The sequence below is a fragment of the Vreelandella sp. EE27 genome (assembly GCF_968206495.1).
Window position 1 is genome coordinate 3,756,647 of the sequence record NZ_OZ309109.1, and the last position, 19,445, is coordinate 3,776,091.

Sequence of the window (19,445 nt, forward strand, 5' to 3'; positions counted from 1 at the left end):
TCACTCCTTGGCCAGCAGGGCAGCAAGCGTACGTTCGGCAAGCGTCAGCTTGTAGGCGTTTTCCTCGGTAGGGCGGGCGCCGTCCAGCAGCTTCGCCATCACCGCCTGGGCACCGTTACCCAGCTCGGCGTCGGCGTCCTCGCGCCGCCAGGGCTTGGGCGCCACACCGCCGAGTGCCACGCGGCCCTGGCCGTCGTCGGTTTCGATCAGCGCCACCGATACCAGGGCAAAGGCGTACGAGGCGCGATCACGCACCTTGTAGTAACGCTGGCGTCCGCCGACCGGCGCGGGCAGCACCACGCCGGTGATGATTTCACCCGGCTCCAGCGCGTTTTCCACTTCGGGGGTATCGCCGGGCAGCTTGTAAAACTCATCGAGGGTGAGTCTGCGCGTTTGCCCCTGGGGCGTGGTGGTTTCCACCTCGGCGTCCAGCACGCGAAGCGCGACGGCCATGTCCGAGGGGTGGGTGGCAATGCAGTGATCCGAGGTGCCGATCACGCCGAGCTGGCGGGTATCGGCGCCTTCATCCAGCGCCGCGCACCCAGCACCCGGCTCGCGCTTGTTGCAGGGCATCGCCGTATCGTAAAAGTAGGGGCAGCGGGTGCGCTGCAGCAGATTGCCGCCGGTGGACGCCTTGTTGCGAAGCTGACTCGACGCGGCGGAAAAAAGCGCCCGGCTCAGCACCGGATAGTCGCGCTTGATACGCTCGTCGGCGCCCAGCGCGGTATTGCTCACCATAGCGCCAATGCGCAGCCCGCCTTCGTCGGTCGCGGTAATGGCGTCAAGGCCGGTACCGGTAATATCGATGAGATGCGGCGGGACTTCGATCTCATGCTTCATGAGATCCAAAAGGTTGGTGCCGCCGGCAATGAATTTGCTGCCCGGCACTTCAAAGGCGCGCGCCGCCGCCTGGGCGGCATCGTCGATGCGCTCGAAGGAGAAGGATTTCATGAGCGCTCCTCGGCTACCTGGTGAATGGCTTTGAGAATGTTGGCGTAGGCGCCGCAGCGGCAAAGATTGCCGGACATGCGCTCGCGAATCTCCTCATCGCTGATCTCGATGGGGCCCTCGAGCGCTTTCGTTACGTGGCTCGGGATACCGGCACGGATCTCTTCGAGGGTCGCTTTCGCCGAGCAGATCTGGCCCGGGGTGCAGTAGCCGCACTGAAAGGCGTCGTTGTCGACGAAGGCCTGCTGCATGGGGTCCATGTGCTCGACATCCCCCACGCCTTCGATGGTCGTGATCTCATCGCCTTGATGCATGACGGCAAGGGTCAAACACGCGTTCACCCGCTCGCCGTTGATGTTCACCGTACACGCCCCGCACTGGCCAAGATCGCAGCCTTTTTTGGAGCCGGTGAATTTTAGATGTTCGCGCAGGGCGTCCAGCAGCGTGGTGCGGTTATCAAGTTCCAGCTCGTAGCGCTGGCCGTTGATGGAAAGGGCAACTGCTGAGCGCGTTTGAGCGCCGTCAGGATGCTTCTCGAACGTCGTCGTTGAGGTCATTTTGAATTGCCTTTGATTTTTTCGTCGCTATAGCCTGGTCACGGTCATGACGCATTAAGCATAGTCGCTATTAAAGCCAGCGCCTCAACGCATCCAATAACCCAAATTAAAGCGCGCCAGTGGTCTACGCTAAGCAGGCAGATGAACGCGGGCCGTTTTAAAAGGCCCGCCCAACAAGGAATGGTTTTCTCGATGCAACACCTCGACCTCAAGGTCATCGAACGAGCGCGGGACTGGAGTGACGAGGGCCAAACGATTTGGCTCTGCACCGTACTGGACACCTTCGGCTCCTCGCCCCGGGCGCCGGGCGCCTGGCTTGTGGCGAATGCCCGCGGCGAGCACATCGGCTCGCTTTCCGGCGGCTGCGTGGAGGAGGACTTTCTACAGCGGCTCACCCAGGGCGCCTTCGACCAGGCCGTCACCACTACCCGCTATGGCGACACCGCCGACACCGACGCGCCGAACGTAACACTGCCCTGCGGCGGCGTACTCGATGTGCTGGTCGAGCGGCTTTTGCCCGCCCCACAAACCCGCGAACACTTGAGCGCGCTGCTCGCGGCGCTCGAAGGCCACGCGCCCTTGATGCGCGAAGTGAATACCGCAAGCGGGGCGCGCACGCTTCGCCCTGCCCCACCGACCGGGCCGCGCGTGGAAAGCGAAAATGACGTTATCCACCTGCGCGTCTCACCGGCGCACCGGCTGGTGATCGCCGGTATTTCGCCGATCACCGCGCCCTGCGCCGCCTTTGCGCTCACTCTGGGGTTCGAGGTCATCGTGTGCGATCCGGATGAGCGCGCCTGCGCGCGTTTCGAGGTACCCGGGGCCCGGGTCGAGAACGTGCTGCCGTCAATGTATATCGCCCAGGGCACCTGTCACGCCGCCACCGCCGTGGTGGCGCTGACTCACGACCCGCGCATCGACGACCTGGCGATGATGGAAGCGGTGCGCACCCAGGCGTTTTACATCGGCGTGATGGGATCAAGACGCACCTCCCAGGCCCGCGCCAAGCGGCTTAAACGCTCCGGCGGTTTGAGTGAGGCCGAGATCACGCGCCTCCACATGCCCATCGGCCTGTCGCTTGGCAGCAAAACCCCCGCCGAAATCGCCCTGGCGGTGATGGCGGATATCGTGCGCGTACAGCACGGGAAAAGTCTCGATGAGCTCTGATACGGTGATGGCGTTGGTAATGGCGGCGGGCTACTCGAGCCGGTTCGGCGCGGCGGATAAACGCCAAGCGGCGCTGAGCGATGGTCGCTCCTTGTTGATCACAAGCGTTGCCAACGCCCGGCGAGCGTTTACGAGCCTGCGGGTGGTGGTGCGCGAAGAGGATATGCCCAAGGGCCTTGAGGAGTGCTCGCTGATCCGCGTGCAAAGCGCCCGCCACGGGTTGGGGGCGAGTATTGGCGAGGCGTTCAGCGCCATCCTGGAGGACCCGTCCCTGTCAGACATTCAGGCTGCCGCCGTACTGCTGGGCGATATGCCCTATATCCAAAGCGGAACCCTAACGGCGCTCATGGCAATGAGTGGGCCCGACATCATCGTCTCGCCCAGCGTCGAGGACAGGCAGGGCCACCCGGTGATATTCGGTCGTGCCTTCTGGGAAGCACTTTCCAGCATCAAAGGCGGCGAAGGCGCCAGGCGGGTATTGAAGGCCCACGCGGCGCACCATCGAGTGCTGCCGGTCGATGACCCGGGCGTGGCGATGGATATCGACCGGCCGGCGGACCTGGCCGGCCCGTCACACGGCACCCCGAACACCGGGGGCTCTTAGCCGAGCCGGGTCCAAACGCCGTTTTGTCGACTGGAGGCGAGCACCGCCTCGATAAAGCGTATGCCGTCCACGCCATCCTCGATGCCGGGTAGCCAAGCGGGCGGCGTCTTCGCCTTCACGCCATCGGCAAACCCCTGATAGAGATTGGCGAAACTCTCGATATAGCCTTCCGGGTGGCCGCCGGGAAGGCGAATACTGCGCCCCACCGTTTGGCTGACGGCGTCCTCCCGGCGGGTCAAACGCTGGCTGGGGGCGTTGAGCGGCTTGAGCCACAGCTCGTTGGGGCTCTCCTGGGCCCACTGCAGGCTCGCCTTCTCGCCGACCAGGCGAATGCTCAGCTCGTTTTCAAAGCCAGGGGCACTCTGGCTGGCCCAGAGCATGCCGCTGGTACCGGGCTCGAAGCGCAACAACGCCTGAACGCTGTCGTCCAGTAGCCGCCCTTCGACCGCGGTGGTCAAGGAGGCGCTCACATCCGTTATCTTCTGACCGCTGACGAACTGCGCCAGTTGAAAGGCGTGCACGCCGATATCGCCCAGACACCCCGCTGCCCCCGCCTTGTCCGGGTCCATTCGCCAGGCCGCCTGGCGGTTATCCTCGCCTTGTGCCTCGCTCAGCCACTCCTGCACGTACTCCACCTGAACGTGGCGCAACTTGCCAAGCGCCCCCGTGGCGACCATTTCACGGGCGTGCTGAATCATCGGGTAACCCGCGTAGGTGTGGGCGAGCAAAAAGTGCCCCGCGCTTTGCATCGCCGCCGTTTCGAGGCGCCCGGCTTGAGCTGAAGTCAGCGTCATGGGCTTTTCGCACACCACGTGAAGCCCCGCCTCAAGGCCCTTGAGCGCGGCGTCGAAGTGCAGGTGGTTGGGCGTGACGATAACCAGCACCTCGATGCCATCGTCTCGCCTCGCCTCGGTCTCGATCAGCGCGTCGACGTCTTTGTAACAGCGCGCCGGCTCGATATAGAGCGCCTGGGCGCTGGCCCGGTTGCGCTCGGGGTTCGAGGAGAACACTCCGGCAAGTAGCTCGAAATGGTTATCCAGACGCAGCGCCAGGCGGTGCACCGCGCCGATGAACGCGCCCTGGCCGCCGCCCAGCATGGCCGCCCGCAAACGGCGGGGAGCTTGTTCGCTCATGCGTCTCTCCTCGTCAAAAACTGCGTTTTACTTCATCTTCCTGCGACCGGCGGCGCTGCCCTCAAGGGCGTGCGATCAGCACCACCAAAAGAAGCGACAACCACCCGCCGATCAGCGCGAGCCCGCCTATGGGCGTGACCAGCCCCAGGTTTATCCCGCCCAGTGCCATGGCGTAAAGCGAGCCGGAAAAGCAGAGCGTGCCCAAAAGCCAAAGCGATAGCACCAGCCGCTGCCCGGCGCGGGCGCGTTGAGCGCGCCATACGAGCACCGCCAGCATGGCCAGCGTATGCCAGGCCTGATAGCGCACGCCGGTTTCCACGGCGGCGACCATATCACTGCTCACCCGCTCGGCCAGCCCGTGGGCGGCGTAGGCACCGAGCGCGACCATGAGCGCACCGGAAACCGCGACCCAACACCACCATCCTTTATCGGCTTGCTGCACAGTACGCTCCTTGAAAGGTTGTCGAATTCTTTAGCGCTTTCATATCCTGGGTGACATACCTTGAGCGCCTCTAAACCGCTACAATAGGGATCGTTTGCCTCATTCAAGGGATACTCATCACCCATGTCTACCCCTAATGCCTCCATAGAGCTTAGGCTCAACGGCGAACCTTACGCCATTAATCAAGGGCTGACGGCGGCGGACCTCGTCGCCCAGCTCGGCTTGACCGAGCGGCGCATCGCCGTCGAGATCAACGAACAGATCGTTCCCAAAAGCCAGCTTGGCGCCACCGCGCTGCAAGAAGGCGACCAGATCGAAGTGGTTCACGCCATCGGCGGCGGCTAGCCAGGCCTTGCTCGCGCTCGAGGATTTTTTTATGACAGCACTACACGATACGCCGTTTTCCGTTGCCGGTCGCACCTTCGGCTCGCGCCTTTTGGTGGGCACCGGCAAGTACAAGGACATGACCGAGACCGGCGAAGCCGTGGCCCAAAGCGGCGCCGAGATCGTCACCTTCGCCGTGCGCCGCACCAACCTGGGCCAGGACGCCGACGCGCCGAACCTTTTGGACGTGATCCCGCCCAGCCGTTACACCCTGCTGCCCAACACCGCCGGCTGCTACACCGCCAAGGATGCGGTGCGCACCTGCCGGCTGGCCCGCGAATTGCTGGACGGCCACAATTTGGTCAAGCTCGAGGTGTTGGGCGACGAGACCACGCTCTACCCCAACGTGGTGGAAACACTCAGCGCGGCCAAAACGCTGATCGACGATGGCTTCGACGTCATGGTCTACACCAGCGACGATCCGATCGTGGCCCGCGAGCTCGAGGCGCTTGGCTGCTGCGCGATCATGCCGCTGGGCTCGCTGATCGGCTCCGGCCACGGCATTCAAAACCCCTACAACATTCGCCTGATCATCGAACAGGCAAGCGTGCCCGTACTGGTCGACGCCGGGATCGGCACTGCCTCGGAAGCCGCTCAGGCCATGGAGCTTGGCTGCGACGGCGTGCTGCTCAACTCCGCCATCGCCCACGCAAAAGACCCGCTGCGTATGGCCAACGCCATGAAGCTCGCCGTTCAGGCCGGGCGCGATGCGTTTTTATCCGGGCGCATGCCGCGGCGCCAAAGCGCCGACCCGTCGACCCCGTTTGCCGGCCGCATCAACGGCTGATTCAACGCCCCTTAGAGAGACCCTGCCGAGACACCATGAACGACGACAACGCACCTTCGCCTGAAACCGGCCCCGAAAGCCAGGACGCTCCGCTTCACCGCCGCGGCATCAAAAGCTACGTGATTCGCGCCGGGCGCATGACCCCGGCGCAAACCCGCGGGCTCGACGACGTCTGGCCCCGCCTGGGCCTCACCCTCGCCGACGGCCTACAGGATCTCGATGCGCTGTTCGGCCGCAAAGCGCCACGGGTGGTCGAGATCGGCTTTGGCATGGGTAACTCGCTCATCGAGCAGGCCAAAACCCATCCCGAAACCGACTTCATCGGTATCGAAGTACACGCCCCGGGCGTAGGCAAGCTGCTCGACGAGGCGGACAAGCTGGGTCTCACCAATCTGCGGGTCTACCGTGAAGACGCCTTGAAGGTGCTGGAAGAGTGCCTGCCGGAAGCCTCGATCAACACCGTGCAGCTCTTCTTCCCCGACCCCTGGCCGAAGAAAAAGCATCACAAGCGGCGCATCGTGCAGCCCGCGTTTGTGGCGCTGATTCGCACCCGCCTGGAGCCGGACGGCTTTTTTCATATGGCGACGGACTGGGAAGCCTACGCCGAGTGGATGGCCGAGGTCATGGAAGCCGCGCCCGGCTACGTCAACACCGCTGAGAGTGACACCGCGCCCTTCGTGCCCCGCCCCGGCTTTCGCCCGCTCACCAAATTCGAGGCCCGCGGCGAGAAGCTCGGCCACGGTGTGTGGGATCTGATTTACCGGAAGGCGCGTTAACCCGCGATGATTAAAAGCCGCCAGCGTTGGCTAATGCCGATCAATTAAGGCTTTTGCCTACCCACAACGAGCGGTAAATCTATTGTAGCAGCGCGTTGCGCTGCATCGCTGGCTAAAGCCTGCTCTTACGAGGGATGGGGCACGACTCCATTGTAGGAGCCCAACTCCATTGGGCGATGGCGGCGATAGCCGCCCTTCGGTGGCGACGGCACTTTTGGTTGCCATCATCACCAACCCCGGCAGCGCGTTGCGCTGCATCGCTGGCTGAAGCCTGCTCCTACAAGGGATGGATGCAAGATTTCGTTGTTGTGGAGCCCACTTCAGCGGTGATCCGACAATTCGGCGAATGGCGCCGTCAGGCGCCTTGTCCAAGCCACCCGTCGCGAGCTAAAGCTCCGTCCCACAGGTAATAGCCAAGCTTAACTGATCGGCATTAGCCAGCGTTGGCGGCTTTTTTTATGGCCACCCGATATCAAACGCCCGAACGCCGACACCGCTGCGAGCAGTAAACGACGTTGTCCCAATCCCGCGCCCACTTCTTGCGCCAGGTGAAGGGGCGCTGACAGACGGGGCAGATTTTGGTCGGCAGGTGGGGTTTCTTGTGGGCCATGATCGCGAGAGCCTGGAATGAAGGACAATGAGTGAGCGCCTCAGTCTAGACACTTTAGCGCGCGCAGCTTGCATCATCGGCAGGGGGTTGAGGCCACGGCGTGCCTGAGATAACGATTCGAAGGGCCCAAAAAAAGAAAGCCACTCCAGAGGAGTGGCAAAAGACCGTGACTAGCAATGAGAGGGAGAAACCATGACAGAAAAAGTCTGCTGCCTTGGCCCTGACGTCTCATCAAACGCCAGTAAGGACAATATAATCATTCTCATTTACTGCGTCAACACAAATGCGAATACTTTTTATTTATTTTTACCCGCTGGCTAATTGAAGCCATAACGGCAGCGTGAGCATCGCCAAAAGTGTTTGCCCGGTGATGATCGCCGCCATGAGCTCAGAGTCGCCGCCGAGCTGGCGGGCAAGGATATAGGCCGAGGTGGCCGTGGGGAGTGCCGCGAACAAAAGCGCCACGTCACGGCTCAGCGCATCAAGGCCTAGAGCCCAGGCCAGCAGCAGCACGACGACGGGCATCACCAAAAGTTTGGTCACGTTGGTGGTGAGTGTTCCCCGGTCTATACGTAAAAGCGCCGCCGGGCGCAGTGCCACGCCAACGGCGACCAGCCCCAGCGGTAGCGCCGCGCGGCCCAGCAATTTCGCGGCGTCTTCGCTCCAGCCCGGCAGGCCGATGCCGGTCAGGTTCAGAAAAATACCCGCGAGGCACGCCAGAATCAGCGGGTTCTTGATCAGCGCCAGGGCGCTGGCGCGAAGGCTCGCTGGGCCAAGCGTCCCCGCCTTGATGAAACTCGCCACGCAGAGAACATTGACCACCGGCACCATCACCGCGACCGCCACCGCCGCGGTGGTTACCCCTGCACTTCCGTGCAGCGCCCCGGCACCGGCCACCCCCACGTAGGTATTGAAACGAATCGCCCCCTGGAAGACCGAGGTAAACGCCGGGGCGGGGAGCAAAAGCCACCCGCGTAGCCCCCAGAGCAGCAGTGTAAGAAGGATAATCGCGCCGAGCAGCACGCCCGCAAGCCTGGCCACCGGCACCTGGCTTACATCCGCGGTGGCAAGCGTTGCCACCAGCATGGCGGGAAACAGTAGAAAGTAGATGAGTTTTTCCATCTGCGCCCAGAACTCGCTGCCCGGCCAGCGCTTGTAGCCAAGGGCCGCGCCGAGCAGAATCAGTAAAAAAAGTGGCCCTAGCGCCCCGGTAATACTGTTCATCGCTACTCCTGATTGACCCCGCCCACGTGCGACATCCTGGCCACTGGCCTGGGGCACGTTTGCTGCTACCATGCAGTATCTTTTCTAGCCTATGGCCGTATCGTGACGCTTTTCCCATGAACAAACCAACCTCTTCGGGATACGTTACCGGATTTCCTGTCCTCAATGTGCTGATGCTGGTGACCGCCGTGGCGCTGATGGCTTGCCTGGTGTATGGCCTGAACAGCTGGGTGCGCGGCGGCGACGATATCACCTGGTTTGCCCCAAACCCGGGCTGCCAACTCCACGACAGTGCCTGCACCGCCCCCTTGGGTGATGGCCAGATCAGCTTCGCCGTGGACGTGGACGGCTCGATCGACGCACTGAGTGTCTTGCCGCTAGAGGTCAAGATCGAAGGGATCGAGGCAAGCCAGGTAAGCGTCGTGTTCAACGGCCGTGACATGGACATGGGGCTTCATCGCTTTAACCTGATGGCCACCGCCCCGGGCCACTTCAACGGCCAGGGCCAGGTGGGTATGTGCACCCAGGCCGTCATGCCTTGGCGCGCACGTGTCATACTAACCACCCCGGAAGGGAAAATCGGCAGTTGGTTCGATTTCGACGTCACCAGGAGTTAGTCAATGCAAACACGTTTAAAAAAGCGCCCTGCGGTCATTTCAGCGGCGCTTTTGGGGGTGGCCGCGCTCGCCGCGGTGGCGCTTTTCATCATGGGCTCGAGCGACGATGAGCAAGGCCTGCGCGGCGGGCCGATCGCCATGGCCTCGACCGACGGCGCTTTCGCGCTGACCCAGCTGGAAGAGGACCAGGTGGCCGTGGTCTCTTTTGGTTACACGTTTTGCCCCGATGTGTGTCCGATCACCCTGGCGGTCAAACGCCAGGCGCTGGCTCAGCTCGACGAAGAGACCCGTGAACGCGTGGTGCCGGTAATGGTGACCGTCGATCTCGAGCGCGACACCCTGGCGCGCATGCGCGAATACATGGAAGCGTTCGGTGAGGAGTTCATTGGCCTGGTGGGGTCGCCCAAAGAGCTTGCGGACGTGGCCGAGCGCTACGGCGTGGTGTGGCAGCGCGTCGACACGCCGGACTCCTCCATGGCTTACACCCTGGATCACACCGCCGGGCTTTTTCTGGTCAATCGGGAAGGAGACGTTCTCGAGCAGGTGCTTCACTCGCCCACGCCCGGCGCGCTGGTGTCCGCCCTGGACCGGGAGCTTCGCCGCCAAAAAAGCTAACGAGCGCCGCGAAGGCGCTCAATCCTGGGGCGCTTCGAGTCTATCCAGCATATTCATCAACGCCTGTACCTGCACGCCTTCGCGGGTATCGTGCTGCGGGTTGAGCTGCCAGGTACTTTCGGCAAAGCCCCACCAGTCCCAACACCCCTGGGGGTTGGCCAGGCTGCTTTCGGCCTGGGGGTAGAGCACGACCTGGCCGTGCGCGGCCGCCCAATCATTCAGGCCGCTATGGCGGATGAACACGTCACCAATGTCCTCGACGCTCATCTGGCAGCCGTGAAGCGCCACGGTCACCGGGCACCCGCCCTCTTCACACGCCTCGGGCAGGAAAAGATAGCCGGTGTCGGCCAGGCCTTTCGCGGCGAAATCGCTTTGATCAAAGGCGATTAGCGCGCCGTCGGACGCTGCCCCGGCGCGCTCAGGGTAGAGCCACTCGAGCATACCCGCGGCCAGGTCGTCGTCGCAGGCGAGCACAAAGCTGCCCCCGCCCTGACGACAGCCCCCCAGCGCGTGGGGGCCAACGCTTGCCTGCGCGGGCAGGCGCACCGGCCAGCCGTGGCCCTGGCCGCCGGGTGTGAAACGCACCTGGTCCTCTGCGCTCCAGCCACGCCATTGGCGGGCCAGCAGCGCACCCAACTCTGGTGCTACTACATCGTCGTCGTCGCCGTGGGCAATGAATACGCGAAGCGCGCCAAGCGCTTCCCGGCTGCCCACCAGCGACTGCTCGCGGTAGCGCGCGAGGCGCTCGTCCAAGGCCTCGAGCGAGGGCAGCCCCCGGCTCACTTGCATACATTGGCGAAGCGCCAGGCTCAATGTCCCTTGCGCGCACCCCCAGGGCCCAGCGGCCACGACGCCAAGCCCTTTAAAGCGCTCCGGCCACGCCGCCGCGAGCTGGCTGGCCATATAGCCGCCGGACGACACCCCCACCGTACTTGCCTGGCCGTGGGCGGTGCCTAACGGGGGTAGCGCCCCGGGTATGCCATTCTCGGCGACAGCGTCGCTATTCGCGCCCGCCATCGACAAAAGCGCGCCCGCCAACCAAAAGGTAAAAACGCAGGGGTTTTTCATTTATTCGATGCTCAATAGCTCGATACGCTGCAGCTGCAGCCCATTGCCGTGGTCAAGCTCTGCGGGCGTGTAGAGCATCCAGACATCGCCCACGCGCATGAGCGGCAGCAGCTGTTTAAACCCTCTTTGCGCTTCGCTGATCGCGTAGGTACTCGTCGAGGCCGGGTCACCCGACTCGGTGCCGTCCTGGTTCATACGTTGGATGCTAATCTCGACGCTATCGTCCAGGCCGGGCGAGGCGCCGCTGCCGGACTCGAGCTTTTCGAACTGAAACCCGGCGTCGGTTTCGATCACGCCGTCACGCTGGGCATTGCGCGCCAGAAAGGCCTCGCTATCGGCATTCAAGAGCCGCTCTTTCTCGTCGGCCGTTTGAGCGCGGCGTGCTTCGAACGCCTCTCTTGTCGCACTGATCTCGTCGCGGCTTAGCGCCAGCGCGTTACCGGCAAACACGTCACGCATGCCGTCGATAAACGCATCGATGTCGACTTCGAGTGGCTCAGCAAGGCCTTCGGTATTACGCATGAAGTTTTGCGCCATGGTAGCACCGTAGCTGTAGCCAAGATGATGCCCGTCGAGGGCGCCACCCGGTCCTTGCTGGACCGCCGTATTGATCACCGGCCAACCATACACCAGCTCGTTGTGATCAAACACATCACGCATGCCGTCGCCGAGTGCCTGTAAATCGAGGTTTTCGATTTCGAGGTTTGCCTGCATATCCTCGGCGATCGTCGTACCAAAGCTATAGGCGAAGCGCTGTTCGTCAGTGTCCGGCGCCGCCGCCGCATAAGGCGCCGTCAGCAGCCAACCAGCCAAAGCGATAGAAGACAGTAATCCTTTCATTGAAAACCTTTCATTGAAAACTCTGTTTACCGTAAGGCGTTTAAACGATGACCAAGCGTCCCTGATACTAAAAGCGCCGCTAAAAAGCGGCGCAGAGTAGCTTAAAGGCACGGGATTATACTTACTCGATACCCAGCAGTTCGACGCGGAAGGTAAGCATCTCGTTGGGACCGATCGGGCCCTGGCCCTGCTCGCCGTAAGCAAGCTCGGACGGAATGTAGATCATCCAGCTATCGCCGACGCTCATCATCTGAAGCGCTTCCTGCCAACCTTCGATCACCTGGTTGACCTGGAAGGTGACCGACTCGCCGCGCTCGAACGAGCTGTCGAACACGGTGCCGTCGAGCAACATGCCTTCGTAGTTCACTTCCACCGTGTCTTCGGGGCCGGGGGATTGACCGTCGTCTTCGCCGGACTCGAGCACTTCATACTGCAGGCCGGATTCGGTGACTTCGACGCCTTCGCGCTCGGCGTTTTCCTCGAGGTACTCTTCGCCTTCTTGCTGGTTCATTTCGGCGATTTCGGCGGCCTGCTCTTCACGCTCCTGCATGGAGCGCTGCTGGAACGCGACCAGCGTTTCCATCATCTCTTCTTCACTCAAGGCAAGCTCGTTGCCTTCGAACACGTCGCGCATACCCTCGGAAAAGGTATCGATATCGAGATCTTCGACATCGGCTTGCATGCTTTCACCCAGCGTAACGCCCAGGCTGTAGGCCAGGCGCTGCTCGTCGGTTTCCGGCTCGGCGGCGGCAAAGGGGGCCACCAAAAGAAGACCCGTCAAAGCCGCGGTTTTGAACGTAGTTTTGAATGTGGTTTTGAACGTAGTAGAGACCATTGCTTTCATTTTAAAACCTTCTTCAAGGACGCTGTGCGCCGGCTAATAAATGCGGTGTCGCTGTTCTGCGCAAAGCGTTCGCTGACACGATACGCTTACCTTCGCTTAAGACCTTATGTTGCGTCAAAGGTTTAAGACTACACCACCAGTGTAGGACAGTGCGATGCTCCCGCGACACGCTGCGAAACGCTGCCCAGCAATAAATTCTTGTCGCCGTTGGTGCCTTGAGCCCCAATCACGGTCAAATCGCACTCCCGTTTTCGGGCAAAGCGCACGATGGTACGCGATGGCCGCCCGCCCTTTACGAAGGCGCGCACTTTGGAGGCCTCCGCCCCCAGCTCCACCGCGTGGGACTTGGCGTAGACGGCGATTTCGGTGGCGTACTCTTTCAAGGCGTCGTCGGGAATGTCGAGCCGGTTAGGCCGCACCATGGAAAGCGACGCCTCTAAAAGGCTGTGGTGTTTGAAAACGCACAGAATATAGAGCTCCGCACCGGTTAGAAGGTGAAGGCTGACTGCCTTTTCGAGCGCCTTCACGGCGCCCTTCGAGCCATCCACCGGTATCAGGATACGATGAAACATGCCTCACACTCCTTGCGTTCAACGAAAGGCGACATCGCGTAAAAACAGCGCGATCTGCGGGAACATGATCAAAAGCGCCGCGGCGAGAATCAAAATGCAGATAAACGGCGGCGTTCCCTTGATGACGTCCAGGTACGGGCGCTTGAATATCGCGATGGCGGTGAAGATATCGCACCCAAAGGGTGGCGTGGCCGAGCCGATGGCCACCTGTAGCGTGATCAGAATACCCACCAGCACCGGGTCCAAGCCCGTGGCGGCAATGGCCGGGGCGAAGATGGGCGTGAGCACCAGAATCACCACGATCGGGTCGACGAACATACAGGCGATGAAAAACGACACGCAGATCGCGATCAATACGCCGGTGGGGCCGGCCTCGTTGACGCCTACCGCTTCCAGAATGGCCTGGGGGATCTGGGCAAAGGAGATGATCCAGGAGAAACCGTTACCCACCGCCACCAAAATGAACACCACCGCGGTGATCAAACCGGTGGATTTGGCGATCGTGTAGATGTCGTTCATCTTTAGCGAACGAAATACCACGAACTCCAGCAGTACCGCGTAGAGCACACAGGCCGCCGCCGCCTCGGTGGGGCTGAATACCCCGCCGTAGATACCGCCGACGATGATGACCGGAAAGCCCAGGGGCCAGAGTGCCTTCTGCACCGCCAGGCCGCGTTCTTTCCAGCTCGCGCGGGGCTCGGTGGGTACATCCTTGACGATCGCATACAGGATGCAGTACGCCGAAAACATGAACAAAATCAGAAGGCCCGGCCCGATACCGGCGATGAATAGCTCGCCGATGGAGGTGCCGGAAATGACCCCGTAGATGATCATGCCGATACTCGGCGGAATCAAAAAGGCGATATCACTGGCGTTGATGATCAGCGCCAGCGTAAAAGAGTCCGAGTAGCCCGCCTTGAGCATTTTGGGGCGAAGCGGCGAGCCCACCGCCACCACCGTTGCCTGAGTAGAGCCGGACACCGCGCCAAACAGGGTACACGAGGCAGCGGTACTCACCGCCAGGCCGCCCTTGATATGGCCGATAAACGACATCACCATTTCGATCAGCCGATTGGCCGATTGCCCCCGGGTCATGATATCGGCGGCGAGAATGAACATGGGGACGGCGATCAGGGAGGCCGGACGAATACCCGCCATCATCTGCTGAATCAGCGTATCCATCTGGCCGAAGCCGTTGAACATCATATAAAAGCCGATTACCGCGGCGGTAATCAGCGGCACCATCATTGGAAAGCCCAGCAACAGCAGGGCGATCATGGTCACTACCATTATCGTCGTCATAGTGTTTCCCTAAGCCTGCCTTATGCTTGTTAGACTTCTGTTTCGGTATCTTTGTAGCCGTCCACGACGCCGGTCGAGAGGTAGACGTCGTGGCTGGTCAGGTTCTTGATCGCGGTCAGCAAGTACTGAAGCGCGGTGATCAGAAACCCCATGGGCACCCAGATATAAATCATCCAGATGGGCAGCCCGAGCGAGGGCAGCACCCGCCCCTTGCTATAAAGATCGAGGATGTACACCACCGAGTAGTAGAGCAGAAAGAACATGACGAGCGAGGTAAAAAGCGAAATCACGATCATCAGCGCCCGGCGCCCACCCACCGGCAGCGCATCGTAAATGGCCGACATGCGGATATGACGCCCGTGGCGGGCAGCGTAGCCGATACCCGCGAAGGTGATCATGATGATCAAAATACGGTTTAGCTCGCCGGAAAACATAATGCTGTTGCCAAACACGAACCGGGCAATCACGTTGACTACCGTATTCAACGCCATTAGCAAAACCCCTAGCGCCAGAATCACTGACTCGATTTTGCTAATTGCGGTGTCGATCATGCCCAGCACGCCGGGTAACCCCGAGCGGTAGTTATCTTCGGCTTCTTCATCGGTCATGGGTTTCTCCTTGAGCGGTTTTAAAAGTAGCGTCTGGAAAGTGGTGGTTAAACGGCCATGGTCAACCGGTGACACAAAAAAGGGGCAGCCGTGGCTGCCCCTGCGTCATTGCTTTGTGGTGCCAACGTAAGATGGCAGGCGCTTCATGACTCGTTATTGACGGCTTCGAGATCGGCCTTGAACTGCTCGAGAAGCTCGGCGCCACGCTCACCGGTCATTTCAAGAAACTCTTCTTCGACCTGGGGAGCACGCTCGCGGAACGCCTCGATCTGCTCGTCGTTCAAGCGAGTAACGGTTACTTCGTCGGAGGCTGCCTGGATTTTCTCCAGGGATTCTTCGGCCAGCCCCTGGATGTGCTCCATGGTGTGCTCGTAGGCCGCCTCGGTCGCCTCTTGTACCAGCTGCTGGTCTTCCTCGGAGAGCCCGGCGTAGAAGTCCTGGTTGGCCATCATCGCGGTGGTGAACCAGCCGTGACCGGTAAAGGTCAGGTGGGGCGACACCTCGTACAGACCGCCGGACTCGATCCAGAAAATCGGGTTTTCCTGACCGTCGAGAATACCGGTCTGCAAACCGCCGTAAACCTCGCCCCAGGGCAGCGGTGTCGGCGTGGCGCCAAACGCGCTGTAGGTTTCGGACAGCAGCGGGTTGGTCATGGTACGAATTTTCTTGTTGCTCATGTCCTCCGGCGAGCTGATCGGCTCATTGGTGGTGATCACCATTTCGCCTTCCGGATACATCTGCAAAAGCTCGAGGCCCTGTTCGGCATAGAGCTCGGGGAACGTCTCGTTGATCGCTTCGCTTTCATCGAAGAACGTGAGAACGGTTTGCTCATCGGTGGGCAGCAGGTACGGAATGAAGAAAATCTGCGCTTCGGGAATGAGCGCGCCGGTAAAGCCGGGAGACTGGTTGACGAACTGCAGAATACCGTTTTGCGTCTGCTCCATGATGTCGTCGGACTCGCCCAGCTCGCCAAAGCGATAAACCTGAACGGTATGGTCGGAGTTATCCTCGACGTACTCCTTGAACGCCACCGCGAAGACGTCTTGAACGTCGCCCTCGTACTCTTCGTGGGCATAGCGCCAGTTGTCTGCCTGGGCGGTGGCGCTTAGCCCGAACAGCAGCGCGCCTACGCTTGCCGAGGTAAGAAGTTTCGAGGTGACCGAGCGCGTTGATAAAGCCTTATGAGCCTTCATGCAGTGTTCCCCTTGCAGTGGTAAGCGCGTCAAGAAGTGCGCAAAAATCCATTTTCGAATAACGGCTAGCGCAGGAGTCGATGCATTACCCGCTACGTTTGAAAGCGGGCACGGCAACTCAAAAACCACGCGTTATTCAAAAATAGCTTAATTTGAGGCTAGCGCGCACAGTTAACGGGGTCAAGGCGGCGCACCAGCGTGCGCCAGGCGCTTTTAACGTCTCGGCCCTGCTCGTCCATGCGCTTTTGACTTTGGGCAAAAGTGAGCGAAAAAAGCCTACTTTGCAGCCAAATGCCGACATCACGCGCGCTTCTTCCGACTTCGTCAATCGCGGACACAGCCTGGGATGTTTGCTCGATAAACGCCTGCCAAGCCTGGAGATTTTCTTTTTCGGCTTGAAGCTCGGCGGTTTTGATCGTCTCGCGCAGCCTGGCAATCGAGGTGCTGTGGGCAGCGTCGGGTTTTAGGTCGCGGCGCAGCGCGCGTAGGGTTTGCGTCACGCTTTGCTGCCAATGCTTTCGCGCCGCACGGGCTTTTTCGAGCCGCGCGGTTTGCGCCTGCAGCCCGTATCGGTAGAGCCAGCAGTGAAACAGCAGTTCGCACACATCGACCCCGGCGCTGTCCTGAAGGGTCAGACACGCCATCGCCACCTCATCAAAGGCGTAGAAGTCGCAGGCGAAATCCCAAAGCGGTGCCTGCTGCAAGCGCTGCAATCGGTTAGAATCGGGCATCACGTAAGCCTCATTCGGGAGAAAGCATGATCGCACTGCGCCAAGTCGCCCTGCAACGGGGCACGCAAACGCTGCTGAACAACGCCGACCTGACGCTCAATAACGGCGTCAAGGCGGGCATCATCGGCGCCAATGGTGCCGGTAAGTCGAGTCTTTTCAAACTGCTGCTTGGCGAGCTGGGCCCGGACCAGGGCGACATCGAAATGAGCGGCGGCCAGCGCGTGGCCCACATGGCGCAAGAGGTCGAGGCGCTGGACCGTTCGATCATCGAATACGTGCTGGACGGCGACACCGCCCTGCGCCAGGCCCAGCAAGACCTGAGTGATGCCCAAAACGCCCAGGATGCCCACCGCGAAGCCGAACTGCACGGCCTGATCGAAACCCTCGATGGCTACACCGCCGAATCTCGCGCGGCGCAGCTGCTAGTGGGTCTTGGCTTTTTGCAGGCGAATCTGACCCAGCCGCTTTCGAGCTTTTCCGGCGGCTGGCGGATGCGGGTCAACCTGGCGCGCACCCTGTTCATGCCGTCCGACTTGCTATTGCTTGACGAGCCGACCAACCACCTGGATTTGGACGCGCTATTGTGGCTGGAGAACTGGCTGACCCGCTACCCGGGCACGCTTTTGTTGATCTCCCACGACCGGGACTTTCTGGACGCGGTGTGCGATCACATCGTGCACATGCACCACCAGGACGTCGAGCTTTACCGCGGCAACTACTCGCGTTTCGAGCGCACCCGGGCGGAAAAGCTCGCGCTGCAGCAGGCCGAAGCCGCCAAGCAGCAGGCCCGGCGCGAGGAGATCGAGCGCTTCGTGACCCGCTTCAAGGCCAAGGCGACCAAGGCCCGTCAGGCGCAGAGCCGCGTGAAAATGCTCGAGCGTATGGAAGAGATCGCCGTGGCCCACGTCGACTCGCCCTTCCACTTCACCCTGCCCGCCGCGGACAAGACCTCCCACCCGCTGCTGGTGCTCGACGACGCCCAGCTGGGCTATGCCGGCGAAAACGGCCATAACGTGCAGCTCGACAAGGTCAACGTCTCCTTGCTGCCAGGCAGCCGAATCGGCCTGCTGGGCCCCAACGGCGCGGGTAAATCGACGCTGATCAAGTCGCTGACCGGCGAGCTCGAACTACTCACCGGCAAGCGCATCCCCGGTGAGCACCTCTCGATCGGCTACTTCGCCCAGCACCAGCTCGAAGGCCTCGATGTAAGCTCCACGCCCTTCGTGCACGTGCAGCGCCTCTCGCCCACCGCCAGCGACCAGGATATCCGCAACTTCCTCGGCGGCTTCGGCTTCAAGGGCGACGACGCCTTTAGCAACGTGGCCACGTTTTCCGGCGGCGAAAAGGCGCGCCTGGCACTGGCGCTGGTCGCCTGGCAAAAGCCCAATCTTTTGCTGCTCGACGAGCCCACCAACCACCTGGACCTGGAGATGCGCGAGGCGCTCACCCAGGCGCTCTCGGCCTTCGAAGGCACGGTGATTCTGGTCTCCCACGACCGCCACCTCTTGCGCGCCACGGTGGATGAGTTCTGGCGGGTGGCGGATCATCGGGTCGAGCCCTTCGATGGCGACCTGGACGACTACCGCGCCTGGCTGAAAGCGCGCCTGGAAGAGAGCCGCCGGGAGGAGCGCCAGGAGAAAAACGAGCGCCAGGCGCCGACGGTGGATCGCAAGGCGTCCCGCAAGGCCGCCGCGGAGCTGCGCGAAAAGCTCAGACCGCAGAAGAAGGAGCGCGACAAGGCGGAAAAGGCGATGGAGAGCGCGCAAAAAGCGCTCGAGAGCGTCGAAGAGCGCCTGGCCGATGCCGAGCTCTACACCGACCCGGCACGCAAGGCCGAGTTAACGGATGCGCTGGCCGAGCAGGCCAACTGCAAGGAGCGCGTCGAGCGCGCCGAGCAGCAGTGGCTCGCCGCCGAAGAAGCGCTGGAGGCGATGGAGGCCGAAATACTCGAAAGCGAGGCGCACTAGCGCCCGCTCGAACGCTAGCGGCTTTCGAGCATGAAGGTCACGGGGCCATCATTGACCAGCGCTACCTGCATATCGGCGCCGAACCGGCCGGTTTCGACGTTCGGCCAAGCCGCTTTAGCCTTACCAACCAGATAATCGAAGAGCCGCTCGCCCTCTTCGGGGGCGGCGGCGCTCGAAAAGCCCGGGCGCAGCCCCTTGCGGGTATCGGCGGCCAGCGTGAACTGAGAGACCAGCAGCAAACCGCCTTCGGCCTGCTGCAGGTTGTCGTTCATCTTGCCCTCCAAATCGCTGAACACGCGGTAGTGAAGCAGTTTGTGCAGGAGCTTGTCCGCGTCCGTTTCGCTATCGCCGCGCTCCACCCCCACCAGGGCCAAAAGCCCCTGCTCGATGGCGCCGACGCTCTCCCCCTCGACGCTGACATCGGCGTTTTTAACGCGCTGAATCAAGGCCTTCATA

Annotated in this window: 23 protein-coding genes; 8 read left to right on the top strand and 15 right to left on the bottom strand. The window is 61.6% G+C overall.

Going from position 1 to position 19,445, the window contains the following annotated elements; genetic code table 11:
- Window positions 1-951 carry an FAD binding domain-containing protein gene (locus ACWHVV_RS17555; RefSeq protein WP_447927361.1) on the bottom strand — a complete coding sequence of 317 codons (951 nt, stop codon included), beginning with the start codon at window positions 949-951 and terminating at the stop codon, window positions 1-3.
- Window positions 948-1,505, bottom strand: coding sequence for a 2Fe-2S iron-sulfur cluster-binding protein (locus ACWHVV_RS17560; protein ID WP_447927362.1), 558 nt, complete (start codon window positions 1,503-1,505; stop codon window positions 948-950). Before ACWHVV_RS17560 ends, ACWHVV_RS17555 begins: the two co-directional genes overlap by 4 nt.
- A 192-nt stretch (window positions 1,506-1,697) precedes the next feature.
- On the opposite strand from ACWHVV_RS17560, the gene ACWHVV_RS17565 reads away from it, so the two are divergent.
- Both ACWHVV_RS17565 and ACWHVV_RS17570 read left to right on the top strand, forming a co-directional pair.
- Window positions 1,698-2,672 (top strand): XdhC family protein, encoded by a 975-nt coding sequence (locus ACWHVV_RS17565; RefSeq protein WP_447927363.1) that lies wholly within the window; start codon window positions 1,698-1,700, stop codon window positions 2,670-2,672.
- Window positions 2,662-3,276: a nucleotidyltransferase family protein gene (locus tag ACWHVV_RS17570; RefSeq protein WP_447927364.1), complete on the top strand. Its 615-nt coding sequence runs from the start codon at window positions 2,662-2,664 to the stop codon at window positions 3,274-3,276. The genes ACWHVV_RS17565 and ACWHVV_RS17570 overlap by 11 nt, the downstream gene beginning before the upstream one ends.
- Here ACWHVV_RS17570 and ACWHVV_RS17575 read toward each other — a convergent pair.
- Both ACWHVV_RS17575 and ACWHVV_RS17580 read right to left on the bottom strand, forming a co-directional pair.
- Entirely contained in the window at window positions 3,273-4,409 is a 1,137-nt protein-coding gene (locus tag ACWHVV_RS17575) for a Gfo/Idh/MocA family protein (RefSeq protein ID WP_447927365.1), read from the bottom strand. The two genes, ACWHVV_RS17570 and ACWHVV_RS17575, sit on opposite strands and share 4 nt — an antisense overlap.
- Before the next feature lie 61 nt (window positions 4,410-4,470).
- Entirely contained in the window at window positions 4,471-4,851 is a 381-nt protein-coding gene (locus ACWHVV_RS17580) for a DUF423 domain-containing protein (protein ID WP_447927366.1), read from the bottom strand.
- Window positions 4,852-4,974: 123 nt separating this feature from the next.
- Between ACWHVV_RS17580 and thiS the strand changes: the two genes are divergently transcribed.
- From thiS to trmB, 3 genes are read left to right on the top strand one after another with little or no spacing between them, the layout of a single operon-like run.
- Window positions 4,975-5,196 (top strand): sulfur carrier protein ThiS, encoded by a 222-nt coding sequence (gene thiS / locus ACWHVV_RS17585; protein WP_447927367.1) that lies wholly within the window; start codon window positions 4,975-4,977, stop codon window positions 5,194-5,196.
- A 31-nt stretch (window positions 5,197-5,227) separates the two neighbouring features.
- Window positions 5,228-6,022: a thiazole synthase gene (locus ACWHVV_RS17590; protein ID WP_447927368.1), complete on the top strand. Its 795-nt coding sequence runs from the start codon at window positions 5,228-5,230 to the stop codon at window positions 6,020-6,022.
- A 35-nt stretch (window positions 6,023-6,057) separates the two neighbouring features.
- Complete coding sequence (gene trmB / locus ACWHVV_RS17595) at window positions 6,058-6,798, top strand: tRNA (guanosine(46)-N7)-methyltransferase TrmB (RefSeq protein ID WP_447927369.1); 741 nt, start codon at window positions 6,058-6,060, stop codon at window positions 6,796-6,798.
- Window positions 6,799-7,270: 472 nt separating this feature from the next.
- On the opposite strand, the gene ACWHVV_RS17600 is transcribed toward trmB, so the two are convergent.
- The gene (locus tag ACWHVV_RS17600) at window positions 7,271-7,408 is read right to left on the bottom strand and encodes a DUF2256 domain-containing protein (RefSeq protein ID WP_447554571.1); all 138 of its coding nucleotides are present in this window, start codon (window positions 7,406-7,408) and stop codon (window positions 7,271-7,273) included.
- 306 nt (window positions 7,409-7,714) lie between these two features.
- On the bottom strand, window positions 7,715-8,632 hold the full coding sequence (locus tag ACWHVV_RS17605; protein WP_447927370.1) for an AEC family transporter: 918 nt from the start codon (window positions 8,630-8,632) through the stop codon (window positions 7,715-7,717).
- Between the two features lie 116 nt (window positions 8,633-8,748).
- Between ACWHVV_RS17605 and ACWHVV_RS17610 the strand changes: the two genes are divergently transcribed.
- A complete protein-coding gene (locus ACWHVV_RS17610) occupies window positions 8,749-9,249 on the top strand; it encodes a hypothetical protein (protein WP_447927371.1) in 501 nt (166 codons plus the stop codon).
- Window positions 9,250-9,252: 3 nt separating this feature from the next.
- Window positions 9,253-9,864, top strand: a complete 612-nt coding sequence (locus ACWHVV_RS17615; RefSeq protein WP_447927372.1) for an SCO family protein — start codon at window positions 9,253-9,255, stop codon at window positions 9,862-9,864.
- A gap of 18 nt (window positions 9,865-9,882) precedes the next feature.
- Here ACWHVV_RS17615 and ACWHVV_RS17620 read toward each other — a convergent pair whose 3' ends face one another.
- From ACWHVV_RS17620 to ACWHVV_RS17655, 8 genes are all read right to left on the bottom strand, one after another.
- On the bottom strand, window positions 9,883-10,932 hold the full coding sequence (locus ACWHVV_RS17620) for a poly(3-hydroxybutyrate) depolymerase (protein ID WP_447927373.1): 1,050 nt from the start codon (window positions 10,930-10,932) through the stop codon (window positions 9,883-9,885).
- On the bottom strand, window positions 10,933-11,772 hold the full coding sequence (locus ACWHVV_RS17625) for an FKBP-type peptidyl-prolyl cis-trans isomerase N-terminal domain-containing protein (protein WP_447927374.1): 840 nt from the start codon (window positions 11,770-11,772) through the stop codon (window positions 10,933-10,935).
- Between the two features lie 121 nt (window positions 11,773-11,893).
- Window positions 11,894-12,616 (bottom strand): FKBP-type peptidyl-prolyl cis-trans isomerase, encoded by a 723-nt coding sequence (locus ACWHVV_RS17630; RefSeq protein WP_447927375.1) that lies wholly within the window; start codon window positions 12,614-12,616, stop codon window positions 11,894-11,896.
- A gap of 128 nt (window positions 12,617-12,744) precedes the next feature.
- Window positions 12,745-13,188 (bottom strand): universal stress protein, encoded by a 444-nt coding sequence (locus tag ACWHVV_RS17635; RefSeq protein WP_447927376.1) that lies wholly within the window; start codon window positions 13,186-13,188, stop codon window positions 12,745-12,747.
- Window positions 13,189-13,206: 18 nt separating this feature from the next.
- A complete protein-coding gene (locus ACWHVV_RS17640) occupies window positions 13,207-14,490 on the bottom strand; it encodes a TRAP transporter large permease (RefSeq protein WP_447927377.1) in 1,284 nt (427 codons plus the stop codon).
- A gap of 29 nt (window positions 14,491-14,519) precedes the next feature.
- On the bottom strand, window positions 14,520-15,098 hold the full coding sequence (locus tag ACWHVV_RS17645; RefSeq protein WP_447927378.1) for a TRAP transporter small permease: 579 nt from the start codon (window positions 15,096-15,098) through the stop codon (window positions 14,520-14,522).
- A gap of 143 nt (window positions 15,099-15,241) precedes the next feature.
- On the bottom strand, window positions 15,242-16,291 hold the full coding sequence (locus ACWHVV_RS17650; protein WP_447927379.1) for a TRAP transporter substrate-binding protein: 1,050 nt from the start codon (window positions 16,289-16,291) through the stop codon (window positions 15,242-15,244).
- Between the two features lie 158 nt (window positions 16,292-16,449).
- Window positions 16,450-17,022, bottom strand: a complete 573-nt coding sequence (locus ACWHVV_RS17655; RefSeq protein WP_447927380.1) for a TIGR02444 family protein — start codon at window positions 17,020-17,022, stop codon at window positions 16,450-16,452.
- Between the two features lie 26 nt (window positions 17,023-17,048).
- Here ACWHVV_RS17655 and ACWHVV_RS17660 point away from each other — a divergent pair, with 26 nt between their 5' ends.
- Window positions 17,049-18,989 carry an ABC-F family ATP-binding cassette domain-containing protein gene (locus tag ACWHVV_RS17660; RefSeq protein ID WP_447927381.1) on the top strand — a complete coding sequence of 647 codons (1,941 nt, stop codon included), beginning with the start codon at window positions 17,049-17,051 and terminating at the stop codon, window positions 18,987-18,989.
- A 14-nt stretch (window positions 18,990-19,003) separates the two neighbouring features.
- Here the strand turns inward: ACWHVV_RS17660 and dtd are convergent, their stop codons facing one another.
- Window positions 19,004-19,444 (bottom strand): D-aminoacyl-tRNA deacylase, encoded by a 441-nt coding sequence (gene dtd, locus ACWHVV_RS17665; protein WP_447530318.1) that lies wholly within the window; start codon window positions 19,442-19,444, stop codon window positions 19,004-19,006.
- Between the last annotated feature and the right edge of the window lies 1 nt (window position 19,445).